Genomic DNA, 15,440 nt, shown 5'->3' with positions numbered 1-15,440 from the left:
CCGCCAACTTCGTGCTTTGCGCCGGGCGAGTTTTCGCCCGGCTCGCCACCTTTGCTATGGATATGGCGTCAGCGCCTCCGACCTCATCAGCCGACAACCAGAAGGACTTGATGGTTTTGTCCGTCATCGACGAGCGGGACGCTGACGTCCTTGAGTTCCTCGCCATCCAGCGTGATTGCCCGCCCGGATCCCCTTTTGACCTCGATGCAATAGGTGGCTGCTCCAAATCGGAAGTCCACTTCATAGCCGGGCCAATTGGTCGGCATGCAGGGTTCGATAAAGAGCTGCGCGCCTTGCCGGTGGATGCCGAGGATCGCTTCGAGGCCAACACGATAGAGCCAGCCGGCAGATCCGGTGTACCAGGTCCACCCTCCGCGGCCCGAATGGGGCGGCGCACCGTAGATATCGGCGCTCACGACATAGGGTTCGACCATGTAGCGCCCGGTGTCTTCGGCGGAGAGGGCATGATTGATCGGGTTCAGCATGCTCCAGAGCTCGAACGCCCGGTCACCGTCCCCCGACAGTGCGGTGGCCAGGACGACCCAGGCAGCGGCATGGGTGTACTGGCCACCGTTTTCGCGAATTCCTGGAACGTAGCCCTTGATATATCCCGGCTGCAGCGCGCCTTTGTCGAACGGCGGATCGAACAACCGGATCAACTTGTCCTCGTGACGAACCAATCGATCCCACACGGCCTGCATGCCCTTCGAAGCGCGTCCCGCGTCGGCTGCCCCCGATATAACGGCCCATGCCTGCGGTATGGCGTCGATCTGACATTCATCGTTCACCGAGGAGCCAAGTGGCGTGCCGTCGTCGAAATAGGCGCGTCGATACCAGGAACCGTCCCAGGCGTGGGTCTCCAATGAGACGCGGAGCGCCTCGGCTCGCTCTTCGCACCAGGCGGCCCGTTCGCTGTCGCCGGTGGCGGTTGCCAACGTTGCGAACGACCTGAGCGTGGTCAGGAAGAACCAGCCGTTCCAGACGCTTTCGCCCGAGCCTTCCGCGCCCACCTTGTTCATCCCGTCGTTCCAGTCGCCTGTTCCCATCAGGGGCAGGCCATGGCGACCGGTGCGTAGACCCCGTTCGAGGGCGCGGCAGCAATGATCGTAGAGCGTTGCTGTCTCCGGGGAGATTTCGGGCACGCCGAAGGTCTCTTCCTGCTCGTCCGTAAGGACTGGCGACGAGATGAAAGGCACAGGCTCGCGGAGAAGCGCATAGTCGCCCGTGACCGAAACATAGTTCTGGACGACGTAAGGCAGGAAGTAGAGGTCATCGGTGATGCGGGTCCGAACTCCAACGCCCGTCGGCGGGTGCCACCAATGCTGGACGTCGCCTTCGGTAAACTGGCGTGCCGCGGCGCGCAGGATATGTGCGCGCGCCTCGTCGGGCGCACAGTGAACCAGCGCCATGACATCCTGGAGCTGGTCGCGAAAACCATAGGCGCCACCGGATTGATAAAACCCGGTCCGCGCCCAAACCCGGCAAACCAGCACCTGGTAGAGCAGCCACCGGTTCATCATGAGGTCAAAGGCCTTGTCTGGCGTGCGGACCGTAATCGCGCCCAGGGTCTGGTCCCATTGCCGGGTGGCGGCCTCCATTGAGCGCCGTGCACCGCCCGGGTCGGCATATTCCCGAACGAGCTTGCGGGCTTCGTCGCGACTGGCTGCCTGCCCAAGCACGAACACAAGCTCGGCGCTCTGGCCAGGAAGGACCGATACCTCGACTGTCAACGCCGCGCAGGGATCACCTGGGGTGCCGGTGGAGCCGCTCAGCTCGGAGCCATTCAGCCCCAAGGGCTGTGCGACGGAACCGCCGCGCCCCAGGAACTCGCCGCGATCACAGGTGAACGATCGCAGCGGCATGCTGGATGCGGCGAAAGCGAGTCGTCCAGCGAAAGGACCTTCCCAGATGGGCCTGGCGATGATGGCGTGTGTCTTGGTGTCATGTTCGCAGGCGATCCGCGCCGACGTATCCTCGCGCAAGGTCCCGAGCACCCACTCGATGAAGTAGGTTATGCTCAGTGCGCGCGCTTCGGTTCCCTCGTTGCGAATGGTGAGCTGGATGATCTTGAGCGGTGCGGAAACAGGAACATGCACCGTCATTTCGTGGCGAAGCGTTCCGCTGGCGCCTTCATAGCGCGTATAGCCCTGCCCATGTTTCACATTGCTGGACGACGAGTGCCCAAGCGGTAGTGGCGTCGGCGTCCATACTTCTCCGGTCTGCTCATCGCGCAGATAGACGACCTCGCCCGGAGGGTCTGAAACCGGATCGTTCGACCACGGGGTAAGCCTGTTCAACTGGCTGTTGCCTGCCCAGCTATACCCAAGGCCGCTTTCGCTCGTCATGCAGCCGAAATCGGGGTTGGCGATGACATTGCACCATGGCGCAGGCGTCGGCCGCTCCGCAGCGATCACATATTCATTGCCCTGATGCGTGAAGCCCCCGTGTCCGCTCCAGAAAAGCAGGTCCTCTAGAGCGTCGCCGGGCCGCACCGGTCGGCGGCGCGAAGATGCTTCGGGTGGTGGTGCGGAAAGCGGAATGCTTGTTCTCGGCGAGATCTGAACGGCCAGCGGTCCGCGGCTGGAAGCAAGAACCACACGCGCGGCAGCAAGGAGCGTGTTCGTTGTGCTGTGCGGGAGCTTGCTGCCACGAAGCGTATGAATTCCTCCTGGCTTATCGAGGAGTTCTTCTCCGCGGCTTTCTGCGACCTGTTCGCGCAAGTGCACGCTTTCGTCGGCGTTACGTTCATCGAGCAGAACCAGATCGAAGGCGAGGCCACGGCCGGTCAGGAACGCATGTGCATCGAGAACATCCGGAAGAAGCGCGTTCCCTACTTTTTGATCGAGCCGCAGCAGCAGAATGGGAATGTCGCCGCCAATCCCATTCGACCACAACGCACCGATTTCAAGGCGCGGGCCCCCATGGACGCTGCCATTCCGGAGGTCGGGATGCGAGCGAATGAGCGCTCCTGCGAGTTGATAACAGACCGCCACCTTGTCGGCCGTAAATTGGGAAGCGGCGGCCGCATTGGTGGAGTTTCGGGTCGCAGGCGATAGAGCCCTAATTGCCGCTGCAATATCTGAAAACTGTCTCGCGATCGCCAGTGCGGCCCCTTCGTCGTCAGAGGCACCCGTCACGAATGCGATTTGCGCGGTCTCGGAAGGTCCCAATGCCAACGTTCTGCGCAGACTGAAGACCGGATCAAGGACGGGGCCTGTCGTCGCTGAAAGACGCTGCCGGTTCTCAAGGGCGAGGGGATTGGACGGTGTTCCCCCTCGGCCCAGAAAGCGGCAGCGGTCCGTCTCATATTCGACCGAAGAACCGCCGTTCTGGCTCGATGCCGAAACGTGGACGGCAAAATTCGGCTTGTCCAAGGCGCTGCGCGGTCGGCGCCTTGCAAACAGCGCCGTCGTTTCCGGGTCAAACCGGGTTTCTACGAAAAGCTTGGCGAATGCAGGGTGCGCACTGTCGCCGCGTCGGCCGCTCAAGCAGACCTCGGAGTAGCTCGTTACCGCAAATTTCCGGGTCGCGGCTCCCTTGTTGACGAACTGCAGCAAGCGCACTTCGGCGTCGCAATCACCGGCTACACATATTTGCGCGGTGACTTCGATGTCTTTGAAAGCGCAAAGAAACTCCGCGCGGTCTCCATCAAGCTCCTGCGCATATGTTGCATCCGGCCGTCGGATCGGTTGCCTGCCGATAGACCAGGCATCGCCGCTTTCGAGATCCTGGATGTAGCAAAACTGGCCCCAGCAATCGCGCGTAACATCCTCTCGCCAACGCGTGACATCGAGGCCGCGCCAGATTGCGTATCCTGACCCGTTCTCTGTGAGGAGCACATGATAACTGCCGTTCGAAAGCAGGGCGGTTTCGGTAGCCGGGCCTGTTCGATGTGGGGAAACCAGATTTTCATTTTCGTCAATCGACCGGACCATTGCGAGATCCCTCAAATCGATAGCAGCTTTGCTTCAAGCCGGACGCCGGCTCTTTCCATGGATGTTGTTCGGGAAAGGCCATTTGCGCCTCCCGTTCAACACGACCCGTGCTGACATTCCTCCGGGTGGCCGGCGTGCAAATCAGTGCAGTCGCATGACGATGCGGCCGTCGATCTTGCCTGCCTCCATCCGATGGAAGATGTCGTTGATGTTCTCTAGGCGATCCCAGGAAAAATGCGGCTTCACTTTTCCCTCTGCGGCAAACACCAGCGATTCCTCCAGATCCTGGCGGGTGCCGACGATCGAGCCGCGCACCGTGATGCGTTTCAGCACTGTCTCGAACACGGGCAAGGACATCATTCCCGGGGGAAGGCCGACAAGCGCCATCGTGCCTTTCGACCGCATGAACCCGAAGGCCTGCTCCATCGCGGCGGGAGAGACCGCGGTCACAAGGACGCCGTGAACGCCGCCATTGGTCGCTTTCGTGACCTGTTCGATGGCGTCTTTGGCCTTGCCATTGACAGTAACGTCGGCGCCGAGCTGTTTTGCCAGCACCAGCTTTTCCTCGAATATGTCGGCAGCAACGACATTCATCCCCATCGCCTTGGCATATTGCACTGCCATGTGCCCGAGGCCACCGACACCGGATATCGCCACCCACTCGCCGGGACGGACCTCCGTCTCCTTCAGCCCCTTGTATACGGTCACCCCGGCGCAAAGCACCGGCGCGGCCGCACCGAACTCGAGTTTGTCTGGTACGGCGCCCACGAAGTCAGGATCTGCCAGTCCGAACTCCGCGAAGGTTCCGTTGACGGAGTATCCTGTATTTACCTGGGAAGCGCACAGGGTCTCCCAACCGGTTCGGCAGTATGGGCAGTAACCGCAGGCAGTGTGTAGCCAAGGCACCCCAACCCTGTCGCCTTCCTTCACTCTTTTGACGCCCGTTCCCACCGCCGAGACGAAGCCAACTCCCTCATGTCCGGGTACGAAGGGTGGCGACGGCTTTACCGGCCAGTCGCCATTGGCGGCGTGGAGATCGGTGTGGCACACGCCCGTCGCCTCGTATTTGACCAGTATCTGTCCTGGTCCAGGTGTCGGAACGGCCATTTCTTCAATGGTGAGTGGAGCGCGGAACTGCCGAACGACAGCCGCCTTCATCGTCTTTGCCATTTCATGCTCCTCCAGCTTGTATGACTTCGACGTATTTTGCGGGCCTTGATGCCAGTACTGGCTATGGCGGAAACTGACCCGAGACCTCGTGGCTGCGCCTCGGCGCTTCAGACATTCTCTGCCAACATCCGTGCGGTTCTTTGCCCTTGTTGATTAAGACTCACGAACAGGCTTTCATCGCCAGCAACGGGGAGGTCGCTGATGGGGTTGTCCAACATAATTCGGCTTGCCTGTCTGACCGCTGTTGTCAGGCGAATGCTTGACGACGACCGCCGTCACCAATTCTTTGACGCGCAGGTGAACCCAACTCCGGCGAGAGGCATACCGTCATTAGCCACGCGAATGTTAAACCTCTTGCGATGCTTCGACAACCGGCTCTGCAACTTGCGACCGCTGCCGCTGCCGCCGCGCAAGCGGCTGTTCCAACTGGCCGGACAGAAGATCAGCGAAGTTGTCCGGTGTCTGCATGGAGCATAGTGATCCGTCCACAGGAGCGCTGTGCGTTACTGTAACATACTCCCGCACTACCCGGCCTTCATGCACCTTGTCGCCGTTTGGCGCCGTCCGGCGACCAGTCGATAAGAGGTCATAATGTTGAAGGGCAGATATTTCGCGGCGGCCACCGTGCTTGCCGCCATCGTCTTTACCGGGCCTGTCCAAGCCCAGACCCTCAGTTACGCCGACGCGATCACCAAACTGGCGGACGATTGCGGGGCGGATATTCAGAAGTTGTGCAAGGGACTGAATCTCGGCAACGGAAGAATCGCCGATTGCCTGCAGCAGAACGCTTCGAAGGTGACGCCCACCTGCAAGGGTGCCATCAGCGTCGTTCTCCAGTCGATTGCCCAGCGGGAACAGGCCCAGGCTTCCTATCAAAAGGTCTGCCAGCGCGACATCGCCAAGAGGTGCTCCGATATCAAGGGCGACGGCTTCATCCTCGCTTGCCTGGCGAAAAAGCAGGAACGCATCAGCCAGGAATGCAATCAAGTGATCACAGATGCAGGGTGGAGATAATTCCATGAGGTTTCTCGCAAAAGCAGGCGCTTTGCTTGCCGCAATCGCTTTCTTCCCCTGCCTGACGTTTGCCCAGGAGGTTTCTCAACAGCGGATCATCACCGGGCTCGGAAAGCTTACCTCGGCGGCGCCGGCAATTGATCTGGAGATCTTGAGGCAGGAGGTGGTGAACGGCGGCGGCCAGCCGATGGCGGCTCTGCCGAACTGGMAAAAAATTTCGAAGCTTCCGCAGATGGTCGTTGAGATCAATTTCGAAAACGACTCTGTAGCAATCCAGCCGAAATCCTATCGCACCTTGGGGATGCTTGCGGATGCCCTGCATCACCCGAACCTCTGGGCCTACAAGTTCCTCGTCGTCGGCCACTCGAGTGCGACAGGCGACGATAAGCACAATCTCCAGCTCAGCGACAAGCGCGCCGCTGCGATAAAGGAGATCCTTTCAACCACCTTCGCCGTCGACCCACAACGTCTCTACGCGGTCGGTGTTGGCGAATACATGCCGATCGAAGGCTCGAACGCCGATGCCTCGAACAACAGGCGCGTGCAACTGATCAACCTTGGGGTCTTCACGCAAAAGCTGTGACCGGCAGCGCAACACCAGGCTGATCGGTTGTCTCCCAAGCGTCTCCTAGAAGAGGGCCCAACCTAGAGGGTTGGGCCCAAGCCTTGCCTGGCATGCTCACCGCCGTGCCCGTGCATGACGCGAGGCCCCAGAGGCGCATCAGCCAGAACGATCCTTCATTCTGCCGCCGAACGTTGCGGCAGCACCCAGTTCGGGCGCGGGAAATGGCAGGTGTAGCCGTTGGGATAGCGTTCCAGATAATCCTGATGCTCCGGTTCGGCCTCCCAGAAATCTCCAACTGGCTCCACCTCGGTCACGACCTTGCCCGGCCACAGGCCTGAGGCTTCCACGTCAGCGATGGTATCCTCGGCAACCCGCTTCTGCTCGTCGTCGACGTAGTAGATCGCCGACCGATAGGACATGCCGATATCGTTGCCCTGGCGGTTCTTGGTCGTCGGGTCGTGGATCTGGAAGAAGACCTCCAGAAGGCGCCTGTAGCTGATCCGCTCCGGGTCGAAGATGATCTCGATGCCCTCGGCATGGGTGCCGTGGTTGCGGTAGGTTGCGTGTGGCACGTCGCCGCCGGTGTAGCCGACGCGCGTATCGGTGACGCCGGGGAGCCTGCGGATCAGGTCTTGCATCCCCCAGAAACAGCCACCGGCCAGAACAGCTCTCTTCGTCATCCAGAATCCCTCCGGTTGGTAATACGCCTTGGTCTTTTCTCCACTCACGGCGAAGGAACCGTCGGCGATGGACCAGTAATATAGGAACTCGTTTTGCTCAGGTCAGGAGGTAGCCAAAAACATGGATCGAATTCCGCGCTGTGGGTCGTCACGGCGCTTCCAGAGCTTGGCGAGGCAGCATGCTACAACGCCCCGGGCTTCAGCGGTTCCGTCAGGCGCGTCAGCAGCGTCACCACTTCGGCCTGTAGATCCAGGCATACTTGCTGATGCTCGGACACCTGCTTCTCCCGGCGCGGAAGCTCTCGCAAAAGACTGTCGAGCGTCATCGACTCGCGCGCATAGGCCTCGAAGAGGTCGTAGAGCTGATGGTTCTTTGTCATGCGCAGAAGTTCGCGGTGCCGTGGAAGCACCAACGAAAGGCGAGCCCGGCCGAGTTGTACCAAACCCATATCGTCCCTTACCCCCTGCTTGCCTGTGATCGGTTCGATCCAGGTTCTCTCCTGCGGCCCGGTATCCGAAAGCACCGGAGGACGGGAAACGCTGCAACTCGAGGACGGTTCCCAACGATGTTGAGGCCGAGCCGAACTATGCGCGCGAGAACGTTGCGGTTGGTGGTCGGATGCTTGCCGATTGCCCTGGATGGGCGGACGAACGCCTTCGTTCGTTTTCTGGAAGGCGAGGCGGCCGCTCTTTCTGGCGACGCGCCTCGATCCAATCTTCGATCACGCTTTCAAGGCGGCCAGGAGGGCTTTTGCCGTATCGCCAGACGAGGCGGGATTCTGGCCTGTGATGAGCCGGCCATCCACGACCGTGTGGACGCCCCAGTCCTTCACCTTCGAGAAAACGGCGCCGAGATCGAGCAATTCGTCTTCCACCAGGAAGGGCACGACCTCCGTCAGGCCGACGGCCGCTTCCTCGGAATTGGTAAAACCGGTGACCCTTCGACCGTTTACGAAAGGTGTGCCGTCCGGGTTCTTGACGCGATGCAGAACGCCGGGGGCGTGGCATACGAGGGCAATCGTCTTGCCCGCCGCAATGAAGGCTTCGAGCAGCTTGATCGAGTTTCCGTCCTCGGCGAGATCCCACATCGGACCGTGACCGCCGGGATAGAAGACGGTGTCGAAGTCCCCCTGGTTGACGCTGTCGAGGCGAACCGTCTCGGCGAGCTGGGCCTTGGCTTCCCGGTCTGCCTTGAAACGCCGAGTGAGGTCGGTCTCGAACATCGGTTCATCGCTCTTCGGGTCAAGCGGCGGTTGGCCGCCCTTGGGCGATGCAAGGGTGATTTCGGCCCCGGCATCCCTAAAGACGTAATAGGGTGCCGCCAACTCTTCGAGCCAGAACCCTGTCTTCTTGCCGGTGTTGCCGAGAGTGTCGTGCGAAGTGAGGACCATTAGGACTTTCATGGATCATTTCCTTTGCACTGGAGGAGTAGATTTGAAGTCCGATCAGCCGCGTCGGCTTCTCGATGCAGTGATATTGGCGTCGCAATGATATTTGGGAGATCTAGGCCGCAGAATCCAGCTATCCATCTTGATGATGGACGAAGGAGCGAGAACTTCAGCTCGCTCACGGGCGGCGATTGATCGCCGCCCAGGTGGCCAAAAAGGCAGGTGCGCTCTTCAGGTCTGACCGCAGCGGGCGTCGACCGGCAGGCTGGCGGCGGTGCCATCCGCGCACGCCAGGATGAAATTGTCGAAGTTGGCGATCGAGGCGCAGGAGTGGTTGGGGAACACGCGCACGCGACTGCCGAGCGGCAGGGCACGCCCGGAATGGGGCACGAACCCATGTTCTTCGGACAGTCGCTCGAGCGTCCACATGCCGGTTTCGCCGTCGCCTTCGGCGCTGACGATCGTGCCGAACCCTGCGCCACCCATGCCATGTGCGCCGCGATCGGAGCTCATGGACTTCGAACCGGCGTCGATGATGAAGTGCGTGTCGTTGGAGGCAACGACGCGAGCGACCACGCAAAGCGCAAGGTCGTCGGCGGTGCAGATGCCAAGCCGAAGGGCGGTGCCGTCCAGAAAGACGTAGTTGCCGGGCCGGATGTAGTCGACTTCCCGGGGCAGCGGTGCACCGAGGCAAGTCGGCGTTGCGCCGACGGAAATGCAATCGACGGCGATTCCGCGTTGCCGAAGCCGGTCGGCGAGGCCGGCGAGGGCCTCCGCCTCGTCGCGGGCGATCGTGGCCAGGGCGTGCGGCTCAGGAGCGGCGTACGCATGTCCGGCGTGCGAAAGCAGTCCGGCAAATCGCAAACCGGGGGCGCCGGTGATCCTTGCGCACAGTTCAGGCGCTGCGGGGTCGTCGGGTTTGAGGCCGACGCGGCCGAGGCCGACGTCGACCTTGAGGAACACGCCGATCTCGACGCCGTGCCGGCTGGCGGCCTCCGACAGCGCATCGACACCTGTTTCGCTAGCCGCAATCGTACGCAGTTCCACGCCCCGCGCCTTGACCACAGGCAGCAGGCGATCGAGCGACGCCGCGCGGACGATGGGATAGGCCAGAATGATCGACGGGATCCCGGCTTCGGCAAAGATAAGCGCCTCGCTGGGCTTGGAGGCGGTGATGCCGCGCGCGCCTGCGGCCAGTTGCTGCCGGGCGATGTAGAGGCTCTTGTGCGTCTTCACATGCGGAAACATTGCCACGCCTGCTGCATCGGCGCGCTGCTGCATGGCCTTGATGTTGCGGGTAAGCCGTCCCTCGTCGACCTCGATATAGGGTGTCGGTTGATCGGCGGCTGCTGGACGCAGGAACCCGGTGGTCTTGGTCTCGCTTGCGCTGTCGCGGATATCTGTCGACGCGATGCCGGCAGCGCTCGCAGCCGGTTGCGTCACTTCGAAAGTGCTCATGTTGGGATACTCTGATCTGGAACGGGGTATCGCGGCTGCGGTCAGCCGGTTGCGACCTGGCGCACGTAGTGGGTCGATGAGATTTGCCGCATCGGCAGTTCGCGAGGCACAAAGTCCGGCGCACGCACCGCACTCGGGATTTCGTCGGACATCGGCTGGCGCCCTTCCGGACGGCGCGTCGGGTCGGCAATCGGCACGGTCGATAGCAGCTTGCGGGTATAGGGGTGCTGCGGATTGCCGAACACCGAACGGCGATCGCCGATCTCGACGATTTCGCCGAGATACATGACCGCAACGCGGTGGGCGATGCGCTCGACCACCGCCATGTCGTGGCTGATGAACAGAAGGGCGATCTGCATCTCGCGCTGCAGGTCCATCAGGAGGTTGATGACTTGCGCCTGGATCGTCACGTCGAGCGAAGCGACCGCTTCGTCGGCGACGATGAGACGCGGCTTGAGCGCGAGCGCCCGGGCGATACAGATGCGCTGGCGCTGGCCACCGGAAAATGCATGCGGATAGCGCTCGAGATGCTCAGGCGAAAGCTCGACCTTCGCCAGAAGTTCGGCGGCGCGGGCGCGCATGTCCCCGGTCGAACCCAGCTTGTGGACCCGCATCGGGTCCATCAGCGACTGCTCGATCGTCATGCGCGGGTTGAGCGAGGAAAACGGATCCTGGAAGACCATCTGGGCTTCGCGCCGAAATCGCGCATGGACGGGGCGCGGCGCGCCGATCAGCTCGGTTCCATCGAAGCGGATGGAGCCCGAACGCGGCCGATCGAGCTGCATGAGCGAGCGGGCGACCGTCGACTTGCCGCAGCCGGATTCGCCGACCAGCGCCAGGGTCTCGCCGGGAAAAATGTCGAAGGAGACGTTCTCCACCGCGTGCACCCGGCCGGAGACGTGGCCGAATAGCCCGGCCTTGAGATCGAAGCGCGTCACAAGGTTTCGCACCTCGACGAGTGGGCGGAGGGCTTCCGTCATGTGAGCCGGCGCGTTCATTCTGTCGTCTCCGCGGGCTGCCGCTCCGGTTCGAACACCAGCAGCGGGAATTTTTCCGGCACATCCTTGTCGGCCATGCTGCCGAGGCGCGGCACGGCGGAAATCAGGGCGCGTGTATAGGCATGCTTCGGCTTGGCGAAGATCTCGTAGACCGAACCCGTCTCGACGATTTCACCCTTGAGCATCACGCAGACCCGGTCGGCGACTTCCGCAACGACGCCCATGTCGTGGGTGATGAACAGCACCGACATGCCGATCTCGCGCTGCAGGGCGCGGACCAGATCGAGGATCTGCGCCTGAATGGTCACGTCGAGTGCGGTCGTCGGCTCGTCGAGGATCATCAGCGACGGGCGGCAGGCGAGCGCAATGGCGATCATGACGCGCTGGCGCATGCCGCCGGAGAGCTGGTGAGGATACTGGTCGAGCCTGCGTTCCGCATCGGGCACACGCACCAGCTTGAGGGTGTTGAGCGCGATCTGGCGCGCTTCCTCCGGTGTCTTGTTCTGATGATGGATCACCGCTTCGGCAATCTGGTCGCCGACGGTAAAGACCGGGTTCAGGCTCGACATCGGGTCCTGGAACACGATCGAGATATCCGCGCCGCGAAGGGCTTCGACCCGCTTTTCCGACAATGTCGCGAGGTCGGCGACCTTGCCGTCCTTCAAGCGCATCAGCACCCGTCCGCCGGTGATCGCCGCGCCGTCATACTCGGTCAGTCGCATGATCGTCATGGCGGTCACCGATTTGCCGGATCCGGACTCGCCGACCAGTGCGACGGTCTCGCCGCGCGCAATGCGGAAGGAGACGCCCCGCACCGCGCGCAGCTGGGAACGGGTGCCGGCCGCGAAAGAAACCTCAAGGTCTTCGACGGAAAGGATGACATCCTCGGGCAGTTCAGGGGGCGCGGATTTAGACAGGAACATCAGCACATGGACCCGATTTAGAGGGGACGTTGCCCTATCAGGTCTCGCAACGGGGTTGCATCCTGTCAATATGCTCGGATGGCGGTGAACGCCCTGCGCGGTAGACCGTCAGTGCCGGGGCGGCACGCGATTAGCTTCGGTCCGCGCCACAAAACCGAGTGAAATCAATGTGTCACGAATGCGGCAATCGAAACTATGCGCTTTCTGCATCGTGTCGCCTGTCTTCGCATATGGCCTCGGTCGGACGATTTCGGTCATGACGATGCCTCAGGCGGCGTCGATGCCGGCATCGAAACCGTTCTTGTATTGCGGCAGTGCCGCACACTGCTTGAGATGCTGCCACAACCCATCGCTGTCGGCGCTGCCGGGGCCGGCGCGGCGGAAGATGCGGATCTCCATTTCGAGCGACATTTGTGGTCCGCCGATCTGGACGAGGCGGCCTTGCCGCAAGGCTTCCGCCACACAGATCTGCGGCAGCCAGGCGACGCCGCGCCCGGCGACGGCCATGTGCTTCAGACCGTCGGCGAGGCCCGACTGATAGACGGTGCTGAGATTGAGCGGCCGGCGCCAGCGTGACTGGATCAAGGTCGCCAGCTTGCCGATGTAGCCGTCGCTCCAGGAATAGGCGAGGTAAGGGATTTCCGTGCTTTCGGGCCCGTCGATGTCGAACAGCGGTCGGCCGCTCTCGTCGGTTCCAGACACCAGGATGAGCCTGTCCTTGCCGATCTGCAGGGATTCGAACGGCCCGCCTTCCAGCACCGGCGGGCCATCGGGATGCACATAGGTGATGGCAAAATCGCACTGGCCCGAACACAGGTGATCGATGCTTTCAAGGAAGTCGGCGGCATGCATGCTAGTGCGCAGCGGCATCCGCGAGATCAGTGGCGAGCCGATCCATCTCGGGAAAAAGTACATCGCCAGCGTATGCAGCGAGGTAAATGTCAGCATGGCCGAGCTTTCGCCCGCGACATTGCGGCAATCGGTGCGCAGCCTGTAGGCCTCGCGCACGAGACGCTGGCAGCCCGGCAGGAACATCGTTCCCGCCCGTGTCAATTGCACGGGATAGGTGCTGCGGTCGATGAGGTCCGCGCCGATCCAGTTCTCGAGTGATTTGATGCGGCGACTGAAGGCCGGCTGCGAAATGTTGCGCGCAGTCGCCGCCGTCGAAAAGTTCCGCGTGGCGGCGATTTCGAGAAAATCTTCAAGCCATTGCAGTTCCATGCCGGCCCTCATGCGTGATTTGCATAGTCTATCCTAATTACACATTGGACAGACCTGCAAGGGCTCTTCTAGCCTCCCCTATAACGAGAAGAAAACTTCCGCCTCCACCAAATGGGAACAACGATGAAACGCACCTTAGCCCTAGCTCTCTGCTTGGGGCTCGGCATCGCGGCTGCGCCCGCTRTGGCCGAGACCAAGAACCCCGGCACTTTCGTCTTCATGTGGACCGACGACATCCAGTCGTTCGACCCCGCCTATATCGCCAACACGCCGAGCTCCTACGGCGCGCTCAACATCTACAGCCGCCTGTTGAACTTCAACGGCTCGAAGATTTCCGAGTTCGTGCCGTCGCTCTCGACCGAAGTACCGTCGCTCGAGAATGGCCTCATCAAGCAGGCTGCCGACGGCTCCGTCAGCTACACCTTCCCGATCCGCAAGGGCGTTCTCGCCCACAAGGTCGGGATCAAGGGCGCCGACGGTAAAGTCACCTGGGAGTATTACGACAAGCTGACCGACGCCCAGAAGGCGACGATCGAGCCTGGCTACGGCCAGATCACGCCGGAGGACGTGCGCTATTCGCTGTTGCGCGCCATCCTTCAGGGGCAGTCGTGGATGTCGAACGCGATCACCGAGGTGATCACTGCCGGCAAATACACCGACATCGCGAAGTGGGTTGAGGCCGAAGGCCAGATCAAGTCCATCAACGACGCCAGCCCCGAGATCCTGCGCAAGGTCTATGACGAACTCTCATCGCAGATTGTCGTCGATGGCGACAACGTCACGCTGAAGCTGCCGAAGTCGTTTCCAGCAACGCTCGGCGTGATCGCGCTGCCCTTCGGCACCTCGGTCGTCGACAAGGAATGGGTTGCATCGGTTGGCGGCTGGGATGGCTCGGGCGACACCTGGAAGGCCCATTACCGTCCGGAACTCGGCGCCAATCCGCTGTTTGCGGAAGAAAATGGCACCGGTCCGTTCATGCTGGAGGAGTGGGACCGGACCGACCGGCGCATCACCCTGAAGCGCTTCGACAATTACTTCATGGGCCCCGCCAAGCTTGAACGCGTGGTCATGCGCACGGTGCCGGAATGGACGACGCGGCGCCTGCAGCTTCTGTCCGGTGACGCTGATTTCGTTACCGCCCCGGTCGAGTTCATCGACGAACTCAGCAAGACCGAAGGCGTCAAGGTCATCGACGGCCTGCAGAAAGTGTTCTCGCGCGGCATCTTCTTCGCCTGGCCGCTCGACGACAACGACAATCCGGCGATCGGCAGCGGCAAGCTGGACGGCGCCGGCATCCCGCCGGACTTCTTCGCTGATATCGACGTGCGCAAGGGCTTCAACTATGCCCAGAACTATGATGCGCTCCTGAACCAGGTGTTGCTCGGAAAGACCGTGCAGTCGCGCGGGCCGACGGTGCGCGGCATCATGGGTTACCGCGCGGACTCACCGATCTACAGCTACGATCCTGCCAAGGCAGAGGAGCACTTCAAGAAGGCATTCGGCGGCAAGCTCTGGGATACCGGCTTCGCCTTCACCGCCTATGTGACCGAGGGCAATCCGCAGCTGACGGCCGCACTCTCGGCGCTGCAGCAGGGCCTGTCGCGCATCAACCCGAAGTTCAAGATGCAGATCCAGGCACTGCCCTGGGCATCGGTCTCGGACAAGCTCAACAACCGCGAGAAGCCGGCGGCTCCTTTGACGGTGATGGGCTGGGGGCCTGACTATTCCGATCCGGGCGGTCCGCTCGGTGCAGCCAGCTACTATCTCTCGCCCACCGGCCTCGTCGGCGGCATGGTCGGCCAGGGGTACCGCGATCTGATGGCCGAGAAGTTCAAGCCTCTGCTCGACGAGGCATGGGCTTCGGTCGATCCCGCTGTGCGCGAGCCGATCTACGCCAAGCTGCAGGAAATGTCGTACGAATACGCCACCACCCAGTTCCTCTGGGAAGACTTCGGCTACGTCGTCACCCGCAGCAATATCGATGGTTATGTCGACAACATGATCCTCTACGGTGCGTGGGACTTCTACCCGGTCACCAAGGCCAACGACTGATTGGCCAGGGCTGCCGGGTGGCGATCCCACCCGGCA

12 protein-coding genes are annotated in these 15,440 nt (G+C 61.8%); 3 read left to right on the top strand and 9 right to left on the bottom strand.

The window, feature by feature from the left end:
* Positions 1–86 precede the first annotated feature (86 nt).
* Both AB4Z53_RS19255 and adhP read right to left on the bottom strand, forming a co-directional pair.
* On the bottom strand, positions 87–3,935 hold the full coding sequence (locus AB4Z53_RS19255) for a GH36-type glycosyl hydrolase domain-containing protein (RefSeq protein ID WP_441597210.1): 3,849 nt from the start codon (positions 3,933–3,935) through the stop codon (positions 87–89).
* 141 nt (positions 3,936–4,076) lie between these two features.
* On the bottom strand, positions 4,077–5,105 hold the full coding sequence (adhP, locus tag AB4Z53_RS19250) for an alcohol dehydrogenase AdhP (protein WP_441597208.1): 1,029 nt from the start codon (positions 5,103–5,105) through the stop codon (positions 4,077–4,079).
* Positions 5,106–5,696: 591 nt separating this feature from the next.
* Between adhP and AB4Z53_RS19245 the strand changes: the two genes are divergently transcribed.
* Positions 5,697–6,119: a cysteine rich repeat-containing protein gene (locus AB4Z53_RS19245; RefSeq protein WP_113538114.1), complete on the top strand. Its 423-nt coding sequence runs from the start codon at positions 5,697–5,699 to the stop codon at positions 6,117–6,119.
* A gap of 4 nt (positions 6,120–6,123) precedes the next feature.
* Positions 6,124–6,702 (top strand): OmpA family protein, encoded by a 579-nt coding sequence (locus tag AB4Z53_RS19240; protein WP_441597206.1) that lies wholly within the window; start codon positions 6,124–6,126, stop codon positions 6,700–6,702.
* Positions 6,703–6,857: 155 nt separating this feature from the next.
* On the opposite strand, the gene msrA is transcribed toward AB4Z53_RS19240, so the two are convergent.
* The 7 genes from msrA to AB4Z53_RS19205 all read right to left on the bottom strand — a co-directional run bounded on the left by msrA (position 6,858) and on the right by AB4Z53_RS19205 (position 13,352).
* Positions 6,858–7,364: a peptide-methionine (S)-S-oxide reductase MsrA gene (gene msrA / locus AB4Z53_RS19235; RefSeq protein ID WP_441597204.1), complete on the bottom strand. Its 507-nt coding sequence runs from the start codon at positions 7,362–7,364 to the stop codon at positions 6,858–6,860.
* Between the two features lie 182 nt (positions 7,365–7,546).
* Positions 7,547–7,744 (bottom strand): hypothetical protein, encoded by a 198-nt coding sequence (locus AB4Z53_RS19230; protein WP_441597202.1) that lies wholly within the window; start codon positions 7,742–7,744, stop codon positions 7,547–7,549.
* Between the two features lie 342 nt (positions 7,745–8,086).
* A complete protein-coding gene (locus AB4Z53_RS19225) occupies positions 8,087–8,767 on the bottom strand; it encodes a type 1 glutamine amidotransferase domain-containing protein (RefSeq protein WP_441597200.1) in 681 nt (226 codons plus the stop codon).
* A 216-nt stretch (positions 8,768–8,983) separates the two neighbouring features.
* On the bottom strand, positions 8,984–10,210 hold the full coding sequence (locus AB4Z53_RS19220; RefSeq protein WP_441597199.1) for an alanine racemase: 1,227 nt from the start codon (positions 10,208–10,210) through the stop codon (positions 8,984–8,986).
* 41 nt (positions 10,211–10,251) lie between these two features.
* Positions 10,252–11,208: an ABC transporter ATP-binding protein gene (locus AB4Z53_RS19215; RefSeq protein WP_441597197.1), complete on the bottom strand. Its 957-nt coding sequence runs from the start codon at positions 11,206–11,208 to the stop codon at positions 10,252–10,254.
* Positions 11,205–12,131, bottom strand: coding sequence for an ABC transporter ATP-binding protein (locus tag AB4Z53_RS19210; RefSeq protein ID WP_441597195.1), 927 nt, complete (start codon positions 12,129–12,131; stop codon positions 11,205–11,207). Before AB4Z53_RS19210 ends, AB4Z53_RS19215 begins: the two co-directional genes overlap by 4 nt.
* 267 nt (positions 12,132–12,398) lie before the next feature.
* On the bottom strand, positions 12,399–13,352 hold the full coding sequence (locus AB4Z53_RS19205; RefSeq protein WP_113538107.1) for a LysR family transcriptional regulator: 954 nt from the start codon (positions 13,350–13,352) through the stop codon (positions 12,399–12,401).
* Positions 13,353–13,475: 123 nt separating this feature from the next.
* On the opposite strand from AB4Z53_RS19205, the gene AB4Z53_RS19200 reads away from it, so the two are divergent.
* Complete coding sequence (locus tag AB4Z53_RS19200) at positions 13,476–15,404, top strand: ABC transporter substrate-binding protein (protein ID WP_441597192.1); 1,929 nt, start codon at positions 13,476–13,478, stop codon at positions 15,402–15,404.
* Positions 15,405–15,440 lie beyond the last annotated feature (36 nt).

The sequence above is a fragment of the Ensifer sp. 2TAB8 genome, from assembly GCF_052115125.1.
Classification (GTDB): Bacteria; Pseudomonadota; Alphaproteobacteria; order Rhizobiales; family Rhizobiaceae; genus Ensifer.
Note: the sequence above shows the minus strand (reverse complement) of the source record. Positions and strands in the feature narration are given on the sequence as shown.